Origin of the sequence: Micromonospora sp. HUAS YX12, from assembly GCF_040215685.1 — a bacterium.
GTDB lineage: Bacteria > Actinomycetota > Actinomycetes > Mycobacteriales > Micromonosporaceae > Micromonospora > Micromonospora tulbaghiae.
On the sequence record NZ_CP157974.1, the window covers coordinates 4,153,349 to 4,168,336 of the forward strand.

The 14,988-nt window shown below is 72.9% G+C and carries 16 protein-coding genes and 1 pseudogene; 12 read left to right on the forward strand and 5 right to left on the reverse strand.

Going from position 1 to position 14,988, the window contains the following annotated elements:
• The first annotated feature begins 169 nt into the window (after positions 1–169).
• The 8 genes and pseudogenes from ABIH81_RS19980 (at position 170) to urtE (ending at position 6,860) form a co-directional block, all read left to right on the forward strand.
• A complete protein-coding gene (locus ABIH81_RS19980; protein WP_349876419.1) occupies positions 170–472 on the forward strand; it encodes an urease subunit gamma in 303 nt (100 codons plus the stop codon).
• The gene (locus ABIH81_RS19985) at positions 469–894 is read left to right on the forward strand and encodes an urease subunit beta (protein WP_349876420.1); all 426 of its coding nucleotides are present in this window, start codon (positions 469–471) and stop codon (positions 892–894) included. The genes ABIH81_RS19980 and ABIH81_RS19985 overlap by 4 nt, the downstream gene beginning before the upstream one ends.
• A pseudogene (locus ABIH81_RS19990) lies at positions 891–2,593 on the forward strand (urease subunit alpha). The gene ABIH81_RS19985 and the pseudogene ABIH81_RS19990 overlap by 4 nt, the downstream one beginning before the upstream one ends.
• On the forward strand, positions 2,593–3,285 hold the full coding sequence (locus ABIH81_RS19995) for an urease accessory UreF family protein (protein WP_349876421.1): 693 nt from the start codon (positions 2,593–2,595) through the stop codon (positions 3,283–3,285). The pseudogene ABIH81_RS19990 and the gene ABIH81_RS19995 overlap by 1 nt, the downstream one beginning before the upstream one ends.
• A 5-nt stretch (positions 3,286–3,290) precedes the next feature.
• Complete coding sequence (urtB, locus tag ABIH81_RS20000; protein WP_349876422.1) at positions 3,291–4,154, forward strand: urea ABC transporter permease subunit UrtB; 864 nt, start codon at positions 3,291–3,293, stop codon at positions 4,152–4,154.
• Positions 4,151–5,338: an urea ABC transporter permease subunit UrtC gene (urtC, locus tag ABIH81_RS20005; RefSeq protein WP_349876423.1), complete on the forward strand. Its 1,188-nt coding sequence runs from the start codon at positions 4,151–4,153 to the stop codon at positions 5,336–5,338. Before urtB ends, urtC begins: the two co-directional genes overlap by 4 nt.
• Positions 5,335–6,168 (forward strand): urea ABC transporter ATP-binding protein UrtD, encoded by an 834-nt coding sequence (gene urtD, locus ABIH81_RS20010; protein WP_349876424.1) that lies wholly within the window; start codon positions 5,335–5,337, stop codon positions 6,166–6,168. Before urtC ends, urtD begins: the two co-directional genes overlap by 4 nt.
• Entirely contained in the window at positions 6,165–6,860 is a 696-nt protein-coding gene (gene urtE, locus ABIH81_RS20015; RefSeq protein WP_281577389.1) for an urea ABC transporter ATP-binding subunit UrtE, read from the forward strand. The genes urtD and urtE overlap by 4 nt, the downstream gene beginning before the upstream one ends.
• Before the next feature lie 105 nt (positions 6,861–6,965).
• Here the strand turns inward: urtE and ABIH81_RS20020 are convergent, their stop codons facing one another.
• Positions 6,966–7,799 carry a DUF4352 domain-containing protein gene (locus ABIH81_RS20020; RefSeq protein WP_349876425.1) on the reverse strand — a complete coding sequence of 278 codons (834 nt, stop codon included), beginning with the start codon at positions 7,797–7,799 and terminating at the stop codon, positions 6,966–6,968.
• 80 nt (positions 7,800–7,879) lie between these two features.
• Positions 7,880–8,074: a hypothetical protein gene (locus ABIH81_RS20025; RefSeq protein ID WP_349876426.1), complete on the reverse strand. Its 195-nt coding sequence runs from the start codon at positions 8,072–8,074 to the stop codon at positions 7,880–7,882.
• 90 nt (positions 8,075–8,164) lie between these two features.
• Here ABIH81_RS20025 and ABIH81_RS20030 point away from each other — a divergent pair, with 90 nt between their 5' ends.
• Together ABIH81_RS20030 and ABIH81_RS20035 are read left to right on the forward strand one after the other, a co-directional pair.
• A complete protein-coding gene (locus ABIH81_RS20030) occupies positions 8,165–8,860 on the forward strand; it encodes an SDR family oxidoreductase (protein ID WP_349876427.1) in 696 nt (231 codons plus the stop codon).
• Positions 8,854–10,488 carry an MFS transporter gene (locus tag ABIH81_RS20035; protein ID WP_349876428.1) on the forward strand — a complete coding sequence of 545 codons (1,635 nt, stop codon included), beginning with the start codon at positions 8,854–8,856 and terminating at the stop codon, positions 10,486–10,488. Before ABIH81_RS20030 ends, ABIH81_RS20035 begins: the two co-directional genes overlap by 7 nt.
• 229 nt (positions 10,489–10,717) lie before the next feature.
• Here ABIH81_RS20035 and ABIH81_RS20040 read toward each other — a convergent pair whose 3' ends face one another.
• The gene (locus ABIH81_RS20040; protein ID WP_349876429.1) at positions 10,718–11,902 is read right to left on the reverse strand and encodes an FUSC family protein; all 1,185 of its coding nucleotides are present in this window, start codon (positions 11,900–11,902) and stop codon (positions 10,718–10,720) included.
• Between the two features lie 609 nt (positions 11,903–12,511).
• Here ABIH81_RS20040 and ABIH81_RS20045 point away from each other — a divergent pair.
• Together ABIH81_RS20045 and ABIH81_RS20050 are read left to right on the forward strand one after the other, a co-directional pair.
• A complete protein-coding gene (locus tag ABIH81_RS20045; RefSeq protein WP_349876430.1) occupies positions 12,512–12,883 on the forward strand; it encodes a DUF1330 domain-containing protein in 372 nt (123 codons plus the stop codon).
• A 29-nt stretch (positions 12,884–12,912) separates the two neighbouring features.
• Positions 12,913–13,311, forward strand: a complete 399-nt coding sequence (locus tag ABIH81_RS20050) for a hypothetical protein (protein ID WP_349876431.1) — start codon at positions 12,913–12,915, stop codon at positions 13,309–13,311.
• A gap of 3 nt (positions 13,312–13,314) precedes the next feature.
• Here the strand turns inward: ABIH81_RS20050 and ABIH81_RS20055 are convergent, their stop codons facing one another.
• Complete coding sequence (locus ABIH81_RS20055) at positions 13,315–13,704, reverse strand: hypothetical protein (RefSeq protein WP_349876432.1); 390 nt, start codon at positions 13,702–13,704, stop codon at positions 13,315–13,317.
• Positions 13,705–13,769: 65 nt separating this feature from the next.
• A complete protein-coding gene (locus tag ABIH81_RS20060; RefSeq protein ID WP_349876433.1) occupies positions 13,770–14,978 on the reverse strand; it encodes a DUF2254 domain-containing protein in 1,209 nt (402 codons plus the stop codon).
• Positions 14,979–14,988: the final 10 nt, after the last annotated feature.

Genomic DNA, 14,988 nt, shown 5'->3' on the forward strand with positions numbered 1-14,988 from the left:
CGTCGGGTGCCCGTCGCGCGGGCCGGGATGGTGGAGTCCCGGGCCACGCCGCCGGCGGTCGTCGCGGCGGTCGTGTGAATCCAGCTCGTTCTCCGGGTGGTGCTGCCCGGCGCGGCTCCGCGCGGAGCCGACGGCGAGCGGGCCACGCCGATCCCCACCGGAGAATCCCGTGTTCCTCAGCCCGCACGAGCAGGACCGCCTGCTCGTCCACGTCGCGGCCGACGTCGCTCGCCGCCGCCGCGAGCGCGGCCTGCGACTCAACTATCCCGAAGCCGTCGCGATCATCGTCGCCTTCCTGCTCGAAGGGGCCCGCGACGGACGGTCGGTGGTCGACCTCATGTCCGCCGGCCGGACGGTGCTCAGCCGCGAGGACGTCCAGGACGGCATCCCCGAACTGCTGAGGGAGGTGCAGGTGGAGGCGACGTTCCCGGACGGTACCAAGCTCGTGACGGTGCACCACCCGATCCCGTGATCCCCGGGGAGATCCTGCCGGCGGCCGGCCCGGTCGAGATCAACGTGGGCCGGCCGGTGACCACAGTGGTCGTGGTCAACACCGCCGACCGTCCGGTGCAGGTCGGCTCGCACTACCACTTCGCCGAGGCCAACCCGGCCCTGATGTTCGACCGGGCCGTCGCCTGGGGTCAGCGTCTCGCCGTTCCGGCGGGTACCTCGGTCCGGTTCGAGCCGGGCGTGAGCCGCAACGTCGAGCTGGTCCCGCTCGGCGGCGCACGCGTCGTGCCCGGTCTCCGCGGCGAGTGCGCCGGGCCGCTGGACGAAGCGTCACCGGCCGCGCCTGCAACAGACGCGCCTGCAACAGACGCGCCGGAAACAGACGCGCCGGAAACAGACGCGCCGGCGAGCGGGGCGCCGACGACCGACGGGCCGGCTCGGTGAGCGCCATGCGGCGGGACCGCTACATCGACCTGTACGGGCCGACCACCGGCGACCGCATCCGGCTGGCCGACACGAGCCTGCGATCGAGGTGGAGACCGACCACTGCGTGGGCGGCGACGAGGCGGTCTTCGGCGGCGGGAAGGTGATCCGCGAGTCGATGGGCCAGTCGCGGGCGACCCGCGCCGAGGGCGCCCTCGACACCGTCATCACCGGCGCGGTGGTGCTCGACCACTGGGGCGTGGTCAAGGCCGACGTGGGTCTGCGCGACGGGCGGATCGTCGCCCTCGGCCGGGCCGGCAACCCGGACACCATGCCCGGCGTCCACCCCGAGCTGGTCATCGGCCCGGCCACCGAGGTCATCGCCGGCAACGGCCGGATCCTCACGGCCGGCGCCGTCGACACCCACGTGCACTTCATCTGCCCGCAGATCGTCACCGAGGCGCTGGCCGGCGGCATCACCACACTCGTCGGCGGCGGCACCGGCCCCGCCGAGGGCACCCGGGCCACGACGGTCACCCCGAACGCCTGGCACCTGGCCCGCATGCACGAGGCGCTGGACACGCTGCCGGTCAACGTGCTGCTGCTCGGCAAGGGCAACACCGTCTCGCAAGAGGCGCTGTGGGAGCAGTTGCGCGCCGGCGCGGGCGGTTTCAAGCTGCACGAGGACTGGGGCACCACACCGGCGGCGATCGACGCCTGCCTGCGGGTGGCGGACGCCTCCGGGGTACAGGTGTCCATCCACACCGACACCCTCAACGAGGCCGGTTTCGTGGCCGACACGCTGCGGGCGATCGCCGGCCGGGCCATCCACTCGTACCACACCGAGGGCGCGGGAGGCGGGCACGCGCCGGACATCATCACGGTGGCCGGCGAGCCCAACGTGCTGCCGTCGTCGACCAACCCGACCCGGCCGTACACCGCCAACACCCTCGCCGAGCACCTGGACATGCTGATGGTCTGCCACCATCTCAACCCGTCCGTGCCGGAGGACCTGGCCTTCGCCGAGAGCCGCATCCGGCCGTCCACCATGGCCGCCGAGGATCTGCTGCACGACCTCGGCGCGATCTCCATCATCGGCTCCGACGCGCAGGCGATGGGCCGGGTGGGCGAGGTGATCCTGCGGACCTGGCAGAGCGCGCACGTCATGAAGGAGCGGGTCGGCGCGCTGCTCGGCGACGGCGCGGCCGACAACCACCGGGCCCGCCGGTACGTGGCGAAGTACACCATCTGCGCGGCGATGGCGAACGGGCTGGACCGGGAGATCGGCTCGGTCGAGCCGGGCAAGCTGGCCGACCTGGTGCTGTGGGATCCGGCGTTCTTCGGCGTACGACCGCACCTGGTGCTCAAGGGCGGCATGATCGCGTACGCCCAGATGGGTGACGCCAACGCGTCCATCCCGACGCCGCAGCCGATGCTGCCGCGCCCGATGTTCGGGGCGTACGGCGCCGCGGCGCCGGCCACCAGCCTGGCGTTCGTCGCGCCGGCCGCCCTCGACGCCGGGCTGCGCCTCGACGTGCGGCGACGGGTGGTGCCCGTCGCGGACGTGCGCTCGCGGGGCAAGGCCGACCTGCCGGAGAACGACGCGATGCCCCGCATCGAGGTGGACCCGGACACCTTCACCGTGCGGATCGACGGTCAGGTGGTGGAGCCGGACCCGGTGCCACGCCTGCCGATGGCCCAGCGGTACTTCCTGTTCTGATGGCGACGTCGAGCCTGCTCCTGCTGCTGGCCGACGGTCGCTTCCCGGCCGGCGCGCACGCCCACTCCGGCGGCCTGGAGGCCGCCGTCGCCGCCGGCCGGGTCACCGGCCTGGCCTCGTTGGAGGCGTTCCTGGCCGGCCGGCTGGCCACCGCCGGGCTGGTCGGTGCCGCGTTCGCGGCGGCGGCGCACCGGGCGGTGACCTCGGCCGGTTCCGCCGTACGCGGGTCCACGCTGGCGTTGCTCGATGCGGAGCTGGACGCCCGGACGGCGGCACCGGCGCTGCGCACGGTGTCCCGTCGCCAGGGACGGGCTCTGCTGCGCGCGGGCCGGGCCGTCTGGCCGGAGGCGTCCTTCGACGACCTGCCCTCCACACCCGGCGGAGCGCACCAGCCGTTGGTGCTCGGGCTGCTCTGCGCCGCCGCCGGCCTGAGCCGCGCCGAGACCGCCACGGTCGCCGCCCACGGGACGGTGACCGGTGCGGCCAGTGCGGGCGTACGCCTGCTCGGCCTCGACCCGTACCAGGTCCAGGCCCTGCTGGTCGGTCTCGCCGGCCTGTGCGACGGCACCGCCGCCGAGGCGGCCCGGGCCGCCGACGACCCACCCGAGCGGCTGCCCGCGGCAGCCGCCCCCCTTGCCGACATCCATGCCGAAGCTCATGCCACCTGGGAGGTGCGTCTCTTTGCGTCCTGACACCGTTGTGCCGATCGCTGCGCCCACTGCCGGCCGGAATCATCGCGCTCGGGCTGGCGCTGACCTTCGGCCAGATGAACGTCATCAACATGGCGCACGGCGAGTTCATCATGGCCGGTGCCTACACCACGTACGTGCTGCAACAGAGCATCACCGGCGCCGGCCTGTCGCTGCTGGTCGCGCTGCCGGTGGCGTTCGTGGTCGCCGGCACGATGGGGGTGCTGCTGGAGATCCTGCTGATCCGCCGGCTCTACGCCCGTCCCCTGGACACCCTGCTGGTCACCTGGGGTGTGTCCCTGATGCTGCAACAGCTCGCCCGGGACATCTTCGGCAGTCCGAACGTGCAGACCCGCGCGCCGGACCTGCTCACCGGCAACGTGGCGGTGCCCGGCGGGCTGACGGTCGCCAACAACCGGCTGTTCATCCTGGCCCTGGCCCTGGCCGCCGTCGCCGCCCTCACCCTGGCGCTGCGGCTCACCCCGTTGGGGCGCCGGATCCGCGCGGTCGTGCAGAACCGCGACCTCGCCGCGGTGTCCGGCATCCCCACCGCCCGGGTCGACCGGACGACCTTCTTTCTCGGCTCGGGCCTGGCCGGGCTCGCCGGGGTGGCGCTCACCCTTCTCGGCCCGATCGGCCCGACCATGGGCACCAACCTGATCATCGACGCCTTCCTGGTCGTCGTGGTCGGCGGGATCGGTCAGCTCAAGGGCAGCGTGATCGTCGCCTTCGCCCTCGGGGTCCTCCAGGCCACCGGGGAGTACCTCACCACCCTCAGCGTCGCCAAGGTGGTCGTCTTCGTGGCGATCGTCGCGTTCCTCCAGTGGCGGCCACAGGGCCTGTTCACCCTGCGGACCAGGAGCCTCGCATGACCGCCGTGACACCCGTACCGCCGAGCACCTCCAGCGCACCGGCCCCGGCCGGCACCGCGCCTGGAAGCCGGTCCGGTGGCCGGTCCCGGCTGCGCGCGGCGGCGGGGTTCGCGTTCGGCGCGGCGCTGCTGTTCGCCGTCGCGCCGCTGGCGCTGTCGGACTTCCGGCTGGCCCTGCTCGCCAAGTACCTCTGCGTCGCCATGGTGGCCGTCGGCATCGGCATCGCCTGGGGGCGCGGTGGCATGCTCACCCTCGGCCAGGGCGTCTTCTTCGGCCTGGGCGGCTACGCGATGGCCATGCACCTCAAGCTCGCCGACGCGGGTCCCGGCGGGATGCCCGACTTCATGCAGCTGTACGGGCAGCTCGACGAACTGCCCGTCTGGTGGCGGCCGTTCGCCAGCCCGTGGTTCGCGCTGCCGGCCACGGTGCTGCTGCCGATGGCCGTCGCCTTCGGGCTCGGCTCACTGGTGTTCCGCCGCCGTGTGCGGGGCGCGTACTTCGCCATCCTCAGCCAGGCTCTCGCCGCCGCCATGGTGATCCTGTTGATCGGCCAGCAGGGGACCACGGGCGGCACCAACGGGCTCACCGACATCCAGGGCTTCTTCGGTTACGACCTGGACGACCCGGTCAACCAGCGGATGGTCTACTTCATCATCGCCGGCGTCCTGCTCGCGCTGCTCGCGCTGGCCCGCCAGCTCATCCACAGCCGCTACGGGGAACTGCTCGTGGCGGTGCGCGACAGCGAGGAGCGGGTCCGTTTCCTCGGCTACGACCCGGCGTCGGTCAAGCTCGTCGCCTACGTGGTGGCGGCGGGTATGGCGGGCCTCGCCGGCGCGCTGTTCGTGCCGGCGGTGGGCATCATCTCGCCCGCCCTCATCGGCATCGTCCCGTCGATCGAGTTCGTCATCGGTGTGGCGGTGGGCGGCCGGGCCACGCTGCTCGGGCCGGTGCTCGGCGCGGTGGCGGTCGCCTGGGCGCGTACCGCCCTCTCCGAACGTTTCCCGGGCACCTGGACGTACCTGCAGGGTCTGCTCTTCGTGGTGGTGGTGGCGTTCCTTCCCGGCGGCCTGGCGTCGCTGTGGGCGCTGGCCCGCCGCCGCGACGCCGGCCCGGAGCCGAGCCGGCGTGGCTGGCCGGCGCTGGGCCGACGACGCGCCGAGCGGGCGGAGGTGCCCACGGCATGAGCGAACGCACCGAGCGCAGCGAGGGCCGTGAGGGCATGCCCAGCCGGCACGGCATGAGCGACGACCGGCTGGACGGGCTGTCCGTCCGTGACGTGCGGGTCAGCTTCGACGGTTTCACCGCCGTCGACGGCGTCTCGCTGGAGGTGCCCGCCGGTGACATCCGGTTCCTGATCGGGCCGAACGGTGCCGGCAAGACCACCCTGGTCGACGCGATCACCGGTCTGGTGCGGGCCACCGGCTCGGTGTGCTTCGGCGACCAGGAGCTGCTGGGTCGCCCGGTGCACCGGATCAGCCGGCTCGGCATCGGCCGGACGTTCCAGACGTCGACGATCTTCGAGGAGCTGTCGGTCGTGCAGAACCTCGACATCGCCGCGGGCGCCCGCCGGAGCTGGGCCACCCTGGCCCGGCGTCGTCGGGGGATCCCCGACGAGGTGGCCGCCGCGCTGGAGACCATCGGGCTGACCGGCCGGGCCGACCAGCTCGCCGGCACGCTCGCGCACGGCCAGAAGCAGTGGTTGGAGATCGGCATGCTGCTGGTGCAGAACGCGCGGCTGCTGCTGCTCGACGAGCCGGTCGCCGGGATGAGCCACGAGGAGCGCGACGCCACGGGCGCCCTGCTGGAGACGGTGAGCCGGGATCGCACGGTGGTGGTGATCGAGCACGACATGGACTTCCTGCGTCGCTTCGCGCGCAGCGTCACCGTGCTGCACGCGGGGAAGGTGCTCAGCGAGGGCACGGTGGCGCAGGTCCAGGCGGACCCGCGCGTGCAGGAGGTCTACCTCGGCCACCCGGTCGACGCCGGGCCGGTCCCCAGCGGTCTGGAGGCATGATGCTGACCCTGCGCGGGGTGCACGCCGGATACGGGCGTTCCCGGGTGCTGCACGGCGTGGACCTCGCCGTCCCGCCCGACGGGGTGGCCGCGGTGCTCGGGCACAACGGCGCCGGTAAGAGCACCCTGCTGCGGGTCGCGGCGGGCCTGCTGCGCCCGGCCGCCGGCACCGTCGAGCTGGACGGCGAGGACGTCACCCGTCTCGCGCCGCACGAGCGGGTGGCGCGCGGCATGGCGTACGTCCCGCAGGGCCAGCAGTGCTTCCCGCACCTGACGGCGGCGGAGAACCTGCGCCTCGTCGCCGACGGCCGGCGCGACGGCGCGGTGGCGACGGCGGAGGTGCTGGACCTGTTCCCGGCGTTGCGTCCGCTGCTGCGGCGGCGGGCCGGGCTGCTCTCCGGTGGTCAGCGTCAGCAACTCGCCATCGCCCGCGCGTTGATCACCCGGCCGCGCCTGCTCATGCTCGACGAGCCGACCGAGGGCATCCAGCCGTCGGTGGTCGCCGAGATCCAGGAGCGGATCGTCGAGTTGACCCGGCAGTCCGGCTTCAGCGTGCTGCTCGTCGAGCAGCACCTCGGGTTCGCGCTGCGGGTGGCGAACCGCTACCACGTCCTCGAATCCGGCCGGGTCACCTCGCACGGCGACGGGGGAGTCACGGCGGAGCGGGAGGTGCGCGCGGCCCTCGCGGTCTGACCCGGGCCGGGTCGCTCCCGGCTCTGGCTGTCAGCCGGCAGCCCCGGAGGATCTCCGGGGCTGCCGGCTGTCTTCGCTAGGTCACGCCTCTCTGCCGGCGGCCGGTCAGAGGGTGACGACGGCGTCCTCGGCGAAGGTGAACAGGCCGGCGTCGAAGGTGATCGTCTTCAGCTTCGTGCCCTTCGGCACGTCGAAGTAGACGTTCGCCTTCACCGAGTTGCCCGGGTTGATCTCGTCGAGGAAACCCTGCCCGTCGCTGTTGCCGTAGATCCCGGCCTCGCCGTCGGCCTCGTACTCCCGGCCGGTGGCGTCCTGGGCGGAGAGGGTGCCGTCGGCGTGGAAGGTGTGCGCGCTCTTCGTGACGTTCTTGACGGTCACGTTGACCTTGCAGAAGGTGCCCTGCGCCTTGGTGTTCAGGAACTGGCTGCCTACCTGGGAGATTCCACACTTCACGCCGTTGACGGTGAACTCGAAGTCACCGCCGCGCACCTTGTCGCCGACGCCGAAGGTCTTCGGCTTGGCCGGGGCCGGTGCCGCGGTCGTCTTCGCCGGCTCCGGCTTGGCCGGCGCGGGAGCCGACGTGCTCGGGGCGGCGGCCGCGGGGGCGGAAATGCTGGGGCTGGCAGCGGGGATGCCGCTGCTGGCGGACACACCGGTCTTCTTGTCGTCGCCGCTGACCAGGCCGATCACCATCGAGCCGCCGCAGCACAGCACCACGAACGCGCCGACGCCGATGAGGGTGGGGATCAGCCAGGGCCGCTTGCGGGCGGCGGGGGCCGGGGCGCCGGGCGGCGGGAACTGGCCGGGCTGCTGCGGGAACTGCCCGGGTGCCGGCGGCGGAACCTGGCCGGCGGGCACCTGCGGGAACTGAGCGGTGGGCGGCATCGGCTGCTGGCCGGTCGGCGGCTGGTTCTGCGCAGGGCCGTAGGGGGTGGTCATTGAGTGGTGTTCTCCCAGGTCTTGATTCGCGCTGCCCCCGTTAGTTGAGCGCAACACTTTCCACCCTGACGCATTTTGCTTCAGGCAACGGTCCTCCGGCCGGCCCGACCCACACGCCCGGTCAGCTGGAAAAACACCGATCTTCGTGACGCAGCCGTCAGCCGTTGAGCCACCCACTCGTCCACGCCCCGGCCCGTAACGTCCCAGAACGGGTCGGCCTCGTCGCCGAGCAGCATGGGCACGTCGTACACCGACAGGTTCAGCCGCGGACGCACGTACCACACCCGGTGTGGAAACAACGCCAGCGGGAAGCCACCGTCGGCGCACCGGCAGACCGCTCGTGCGCCCCGGCGTTGGGGGAGGGCATGGGTGCCAAGACTTTCATCGTGGTCGGGGGGACCAGCGGCCTCGGTTTCGAGGTCGCCCGGCTGCTCGCCGACGAGCACCAGGTGGTCGTGCTCGGCGACGCGGCCGACGAGGTCGATGCGACGGCGAACGACCTGCGCTGCGGCGGGATCCCCTGCGACATCTCCTCCTACGAGCAGGTGCGCGACGCCTTCGCCGAGGTGGCCGACCGGTACGGCACGATCGGCGGGGTCGCCGACTGCGCCTCGGTGTGGGTCGGTGGAGATCTGGCCGAACTGTCCCCGGAACGCATCCGCCGGGCGATCGAGGTCAACGCGCTCGGCACCACGTACGTGCTCAAGGTGGCGTTGGACCACCTGCACCGGCAGGGCTTCGGCAATGTGGTGTACGTCGGCGCGATCGCGGTGACCCAGGCCCGCCCCGGTATCCCCGTCTACCGGGCGACCAAGAGCTTCGGCAGCAGCCTCGTGGAGTCGCTGGCTGAAGCGCAGCACAGCAACCGGGTCAAGGTGATGCAGGTGCATCCGGGGCCGATGCCGACCCGGTTGCAGGAGCGGGCCGGCGACCCGTTCCTCGACGAGATCTACGCTCTGCCCGAAAAGGTCGCCGCCGAGATCGTGCGCCTGCTCCGGCTCGCCCCCGACGACCTGTACGTCTCCGGCGAGCTCGTGCTGCGCGCGGACGGGCGGTGGTAACCGCCACCGACGCTACGGCCGAGCCGTCGGTCTCGGCATGGGCGCCGCTGCGCACCGCCGTCTACCGCAGCCTGTGGCTGGCCCTGCTCGCCGCGAACATCGGCACCTGGATGCAGACCGTCGGCGCCCAGTGGCTGCTGGTGCACCAGGCCAACGCGTCCACCCTGGTCGCCCTGGTGCAGACCGCCAGCCTGCTGCCGATGCTGCTGCTGGCTCTGCCGGCCGGCGCGCTCGCGGACACCTTCGACCGCCGGCACCTGCTCATCTCCGTACAGCTGTTCCTGGTCGCGGTGGCGGCGGCGCTGACGCTGCTCACCGCGGCCGGCCGGATGCCGCCGGCCCTGCTGCTCACGCTCACCTTCGCCTTCGGCGTGGGCCAGGCGCTGACCCTCCCGGCCTGGGCGGCGCTGATCCCCGAGCTGGTGCCGCGCGAACAGCTGCGGGCGGCCTCCGCGCTCGGCTCGATCAGCGTCAACGTGGCCCGGGCCGTCGGCCCGGCCACCGCCGGTGTGCTCATCGCGAAGGTGGGCGTGGCGCCGGTGTTCGGCCTCAATGCGCTCGCGTACCTGGTCTTCGCGATGGCGCTGATACGGTGGCGACCCGGCGACGCCCGGGCGGTGGAGGTGCCCGAGCGGTTCACCGCGGCGCTGCGCGCCGGCGGCCGGTACGTGCGGCACTCGCCGACCGTACGCCGGCTGCTGCGCCGCGCGCTGGTCTTCGTCATCCCGGCCAGCGCGCTGTGGGCGCTGCTGCCGCTGGTGGCGAGCCGCCGGCTCGGCCTGGACTCCAGCGGGTACGGCCTGCTGCTGGCCGCGCTCGGGGTGGGCGCCATCCTGGGCGGGCTGCTGCTGCCGTGGATCCGCACCCGGGTGACCGCCAACCGGTTCCTGCTGGTGGCCGGCGCCCTGTACGGCGGCGCCCTGATCGTGGTGGCCTCGGTCCAGGTGGTGCCGGTGGTGCTGATCGCGCTGCTGCCGGCCGGGTTGGCGTGGGTGACCGTGCTCGCCAACGTCAACGCGGAGATCCAGCTCTTCCTGCCGGGCTGGGTACGCGCCCGCGGCCTGGCCGTCTACCAGGTGGTCCAGGGCGGCGGGCAGGCCGCGGGCGCGCTCCTCTGGGGTCTGGTCGCCGACGTCAGCGGCCTGGTCGTCGCGTTCGGTGTGGCGGCCGCCCTGATGCTGGTCGGGGCCGTGACCTCGCAGATCTGGCCGCTGCCCGACCTGCGCGGGGCCAGCCGGGATCCGGCCGCCTACCGGCCGCCGCTCGCCCTGGCGCTGCAGCCGGACCCCCGGGTCGGGCCGGTGCTGGTGACCGTCACCTACCGGATCCGGCCTGAACGGGAGGCCGAGTTCTTCGAGGCGATGGAGCACGTCCGGGGGTCGCGGCAGCGCACCGGGGCGATGCGGTGGGGCCTGTTCCGGGCGGGTGAGACGCCCGACCAGTACACCGAGGTCTACCTGGTGCCGTCGTGGGACGAGCATCTGCGCCAGCACGGCGGCCGGCTGACCGAGGCGGACGAGCAGGCCGAGTATCGGGCGCGGGACCTGAGCGACGGCGCACCGGAGGTGCGGCACCTGCTGCCGGCCACGGCCGAGTGGACGACCGGCGTCGACCGGCAGGCGACCTGACCGGGGCCGTTCCAGCCCTCGGCCACTGCAGCTCGCCGGTGCCGGCAATCTGGTTGGCGGTCTGCTGCTCATGACCTTGACACACGCGGTGCAGGCTCGCGGTGCCCCCGGCTGAACACCCGCCGAGGGCGCTTCGGTGTGACGTGGGGTCTTGAGGGCGTCGACGAGCGCTGGCCGCCCGCTTCGCCCGGTCCACCGCCCACTCCGGTCCGCACGACGGGTGGACCCGTCATTCCCGCTCGCCCCGTCGCGCTACCTGCCGTGTCTGTTGATTCGCCTCGTCCACCGAACAGCCGGTGGCCCGCATCAGGTCACTGGCGATCACCCGCACCTGTGTGGCGACGGAGGCGGCGAAGTTCTGCAATCCGGCACGGACGGCCCGGCCCGCCTGGTCGGCCGCCCGCAGCGCGTGCCGTCGGGTTCCGTCGTGAGCCTTGTCGGCCCGTACCTCCCGCTGCAACTGCCGTACGGCGTCCGCGAGCGCCCCCACGGCGTCGGGGAGGTGGTCCGGGAACTTCTCCCCGTACTCCACCATCGTCGCCGATCGTCGGGCGAGATCCTGGCTGTCGGCGATGGCGCGGGTCAGGTGCTCGACGCCGTGGGCGTACCGTTCGTAGTGCTGCCGCCAGTGCCACCTCACCGGCGCGACCGTGACCACCTCCTCCGCGCCGCTGAGCGCCTCGCGGAGCCGCTCCACGTCCGGTCCCATGGCACGCAGGCCGTCCATCGCCCGCACCGCGCGGTCCGGCTCCCTCCTCCGTATCGCCGCCTCGGTCTCCCGGAGGTACGCCGCGAGCGCGTCGAAGACCGGTGATGCCGCCCGGCGCATGACGCGCATGGGGTGCAGCGGCAGCAGCACTGCCACCACCAGCAGACCCACCAGGCTCCCGGTCGCCGCGTCGACGATCCTGGGCAGTTCCAGGTTCTGCTGGCTGGAGGAGAGCGTGGCGATCAGGACCGCCGTACCACCCACCTGGCTGACCACGGTGCCGCCCCGGGCGGTGAGTCCCAGGGCCACCCCGATGGCCAGGGCGACGATGACACCCGTCTGCCACGGGCCGGTGCCGATGAGCAGGACCAGCCCGTCGCCGATGGCGATGCCCAGGCCCACCCCGAACAGCAGCTCGGCCGTACGGCGCGTGCGCTGGCCGATCGACGCGGCGATCGTGCCGACCGCGGCCGTCGGTGCGAAGACCGGATTCGGGTTGCCCAACAGGTTGAACGCCAGCCACCAGGACAGCGCCGCCGCCAGACCGGCCTGCGCCGCGATCAACGCGATGATCTCCAATTGGCGTAGCCGCAACCGCCCCGCCCGGCTGGCCCGACTACGGGTTCCGGTGACCAGGTTCCGGGCCCGGCGAGCCAGCACGACCAGCGGCGCCGAGCTGCCCCGCTGCGGCGGCGGTTGAGTCACGAATGCGACTACCCGTCAGGCCGTCGCTGAATCGTGCGTCCGAGTGCCCCGGAGCAGGTCGCCGGCATTGCGGTACGAGCCGGCCGGGCGGGTAGATCCCGAGAAGGACTGGAAGAAGACCGAGGCTCTCCGACGTCTGCTCGGCATCGCGGTGCTGCTCCACCCGATGCTTGTGGTGATCCTGCGGGTTCCCGGCAGACGGACGCTGGACGACGGCCGAGCCGCCCCGGCCGACCTGTCGCACCAGGCGGTAGCGGCCCGCCAGGGTCCGCATCTCGCACCTCCCTTTTTCCGGTTTGCCGGTGCGGGACCGGCGCCCGAACCTGCACCTGTCACCAAGGCGGGTGCGAATCGTCATGGATCTGTCGTAGTGCCGGTCGAACACTCGGGGTAGGGCTTGAAGAACGCCGATCGAGACGTGAGGAGGCGCGTCATGACCTACCCGTGGTTCTTCCCGGGAGGGCTGCCGTCGCTGTTCCACGACGGTCCGGTCACGAACGACACCCGGTTGGCGCGCTCTCGTCTGGGCCGTGCCCGGGGTGCACGATGTCAACGTCCGGGTGCACGTGGTGTGACGCCGCCAGGCGGGGACGACGGGAGAAACAGGTCATGGCAGTCGATCCCATCGGTCGGGATGTGAAGGCGTTCCTCGCCGCCGACCCCGACGGTCCGGTGGTCATGCTCAACCTGCTGCGCTTCGCCGAGGGCGGGCGGGAGTCCTACGAGCGGTACGGCGCCGCCCTGCGGCAGACGTTCCTGCCCCGCTACGGCGGCGAGGTGCTCTACGCCGGTGACGGTGGACCGGCGCTGGTGGCAGAGGAGGGGCAGGCGTGGGACGCGGTACTGCTGGTGCGCTATCCGAGCCGGTCGGCGTTCAGCCGGATGGTCGCCGACCCGGAGTACCAGGAGGTGACCCGGTGGCGGACGCTGGCACTGACGGAGGCCGTGCTGCATCCCACGCTCCCCTGGACCGTGGGATGAGCCCGGCCCAGCCGCGACGGCGGAGGCAGTTGGCGGCCCTGTCGGCAGTGGCGCTGCTCGTCACCGGCTGCGCCGGCCGGCCGGCGGACCCACAGCCGACGCCGGAGCCGACCTCCACCGTCCGGCTGGGCACGGTCGCCCGCGCCGAGGTGGGCGCGCGCCTGACCGTGACCGCCACGGTCGACCGCGTCATCACCGGCACCGCGTTCGTGGTGCGCGACGTCGACTTCACCGACGGGACGCTGCTGGTGCTGTCCACCGGCAAGGCCACCGCGGAACCGCCGCAACTGGTGACCGTGGTCGGCACCGTCATCGACTTCTCGTACCGCGACCTGTCCGACCGCTACCAGCTCGGGCCCTCGGGCGCGTACCGCGACTTCGAGGGCGGTCCTGCGCTCGCCGCCGAGGACGTGACCGTGTGGGACTGAGGGCTAGCTGTCGAGTCGGTCACGCAGGTCGTCGACCTGCTGCTGGAGCCGGTCCACCGCACCCTCGTTGTTGAGGAACGTCGTGATGCCCGCGCCGAGCGCCAGTCCGAGCAGCAGGGCGATCACACTGAGCACCAGACCACCGATGGCCACCCCTCGGCCGGTCACCCCCGGTCGGGTGGCCATCTTGAGCCCCGCGATACCCAGGACGATGCCGACGACGGCGAGCACCACGCCGATCCAGGCGAGGATGGCGGTGAGCACGCTGAACAGGGCGGCCACGCCGAACACGAGCGCGAAAGCGGCCGCCGTGCTGGTCTTGGCCGCCGTACCGGCTCGGCCGGCGCGGGTCGATGCGCCGGCCCCGCGGGCGGGCTCGCTGGACGCGGTCATGGCACTCCCTCCGGGTACGCCGTGCGGCGCGGACTCGTACCGCCGCCTTCCCCGGCACCGGCGGCTCATGCCTCCCGGTCTACGGTCCTGCGGGCGATGTCGGGCAGATGTTCCGGCAACGCCACGGAACGCAGGTCGGCGAGCACGTCGTCCAGGAGGCGGGTGACCCGCGGCTGGTCGCGGCCCGCCCGCCGGACGTCGTCGACCGCGACCGCGAGGAAGCCGTCGAAGTCCTGCGCCCGCGCCCGTACGCGTGGGGTGCCGTCGGGATCGTCGACGAGCAGGCGGTGACCGGGCCGGCCGGCCAGGCGGCGCAGCAGGTCGTGCATCTCCTGGACGCTGCGGACCGCGGTGGTGGTGTCGTTGATCCCAGGTGACAGGGCCCGCTCGGCGATGTCGGTCAGCTGCCGGAACCCGAACCCGACGTCCTGGCCGAGGGTCCGTTCGACGCCGAGGCTCACCGCGACGCACGCCCGCGCCTCCGGTACGGACGCCGGGAAGGGGCCGCCGGGCAGCGGATGGACCGCGATCAGCGGTTGCCCGGCCACCACGAAGTCGCCCGGCGCGGGCAGGACCGACAGGGCGCAGTCGTGCTCGCGGGCGAGTGCGGCGAGCCGGCTGAGGTCGACGTGCTCGACCATGCCGGGCTGCACCGTGGTGATCACCTGCACCGGCGGTGGCAGCGGCGTGACGGGCCGGGCGGCCGGGCCGACCGGATACTGCTCCTCGATCACCCGGCGGCACTGGCCGCCGACCGCCGCGATGATGTGCGAGACCCGCATGACCGTGGTGACGTGGTGCAGGTAGTAGACGAACAGCCCGCTGCTGGCCAGCACGAGCGTCATCGTCACGGCGAGCGAGAGTTCCGGCAGCCGGGCCTCGGCGTCGGCCGGCAGCGCCGCCAGCACCACCATGGCGAACAGCGCGGTCGCCAGGAAGGTGCCCAGCGCGGCCTGGGTGACCCGGTCCTGCAGGAAGGTCCGCAGCACCCGGGGCGAGTACTGGCTGCTGGCGAGTTGCACGGCCACCACGGTGATCGAGAAGACCAGCGCGGTGAACGAGATCATCGCGGTGATGATCGACGACAGCAGCGACCGGGCGCCGGCCACGCTGCTGGGCAGGAACCCGCCGGTCGGCAGGCCCAGCCGCAGCTCGGCCACCGACAGTCCGAGGGCCAGCAGCACGGCCCCGGCGGCGAACGCCGCCGGCACCAGCCAGAACCCTGACCACACCGCCGCCAGGCGGGACCGAAGGGTACGCGGAGCGCGGCTCATCCCGCCGTAG

What these genes read in the sequence shown, in the direction of transcription:
- ABIH81_RS20020 (WP_349876425.1), bottom strand. Translation starts at nt 7,799, where the DNA reads ATGACCACCCCCTACGGCCCTGCGCAGAACCAGCCGCCGACCGGCCAG.
- urtE (WP_281577389.1), top strand. Translation starts at nt 6,165, where the DNA reads ATGATGCTGACCCTGCGCGGGGTGCACGCCGGATACGGGCGTTCCCGG.
- urtD (WP_349876424.1), top strand. Translation starts at nt 5,335, where the DNA reads ATGAGCGAACGCACCGAGCGCAGCGAGGGCCGTGAGGGCATGCCCAGC.
- ABIH81_RS19995 (WP_349876421.1), top strand. Translation starts at nt 2,593, where the DNA reads ATGGCGACGTCGAGCCTGCTCCTGCTGCTGGCCGACGGTCGCTTCCCG.
- urtC (WP_349876423.1), top strand. Translation starts at nt 4,151, where the DNA reads ATGACCGCCGTGACACCCGTACCGCCGAGCACCTCCAGCGCACCGGCC.
- ABIH81_RS20045 (WP_349876430.1), top strand. Translation starts at nt 12,512, where the DNA reads ATGGCAGTCGATCCCATCGGTCGGGATGTGAAGGCGTTCCTCGCCGCC.
- ABIH81_RS20030 (WP_349876427.1), top strand. Translation starts at nt 8,165, where the DNA reads ATGGGTGCCAAGACTTTCATCGTGGTCGGGGGGACCAGCGGCCTCGGT.
- ABIH81_RS20060 (WP_349876433.1), bottom strand. Translation starts at nt 14,978, where the DNA reads ATGAGCCGCGCTCCGCGTACCCTTCGGTCCCGCCTGGCGGCGGTGTGG.
- ABIH81_RS20055 (WP_349876432.1), bottom strand. Translation starts at nt 13,704, where the DNA reads ATGACCGCGTCCAGCGAGCCCGCCCGCGGGGCCGGCGCATCGACCCGC.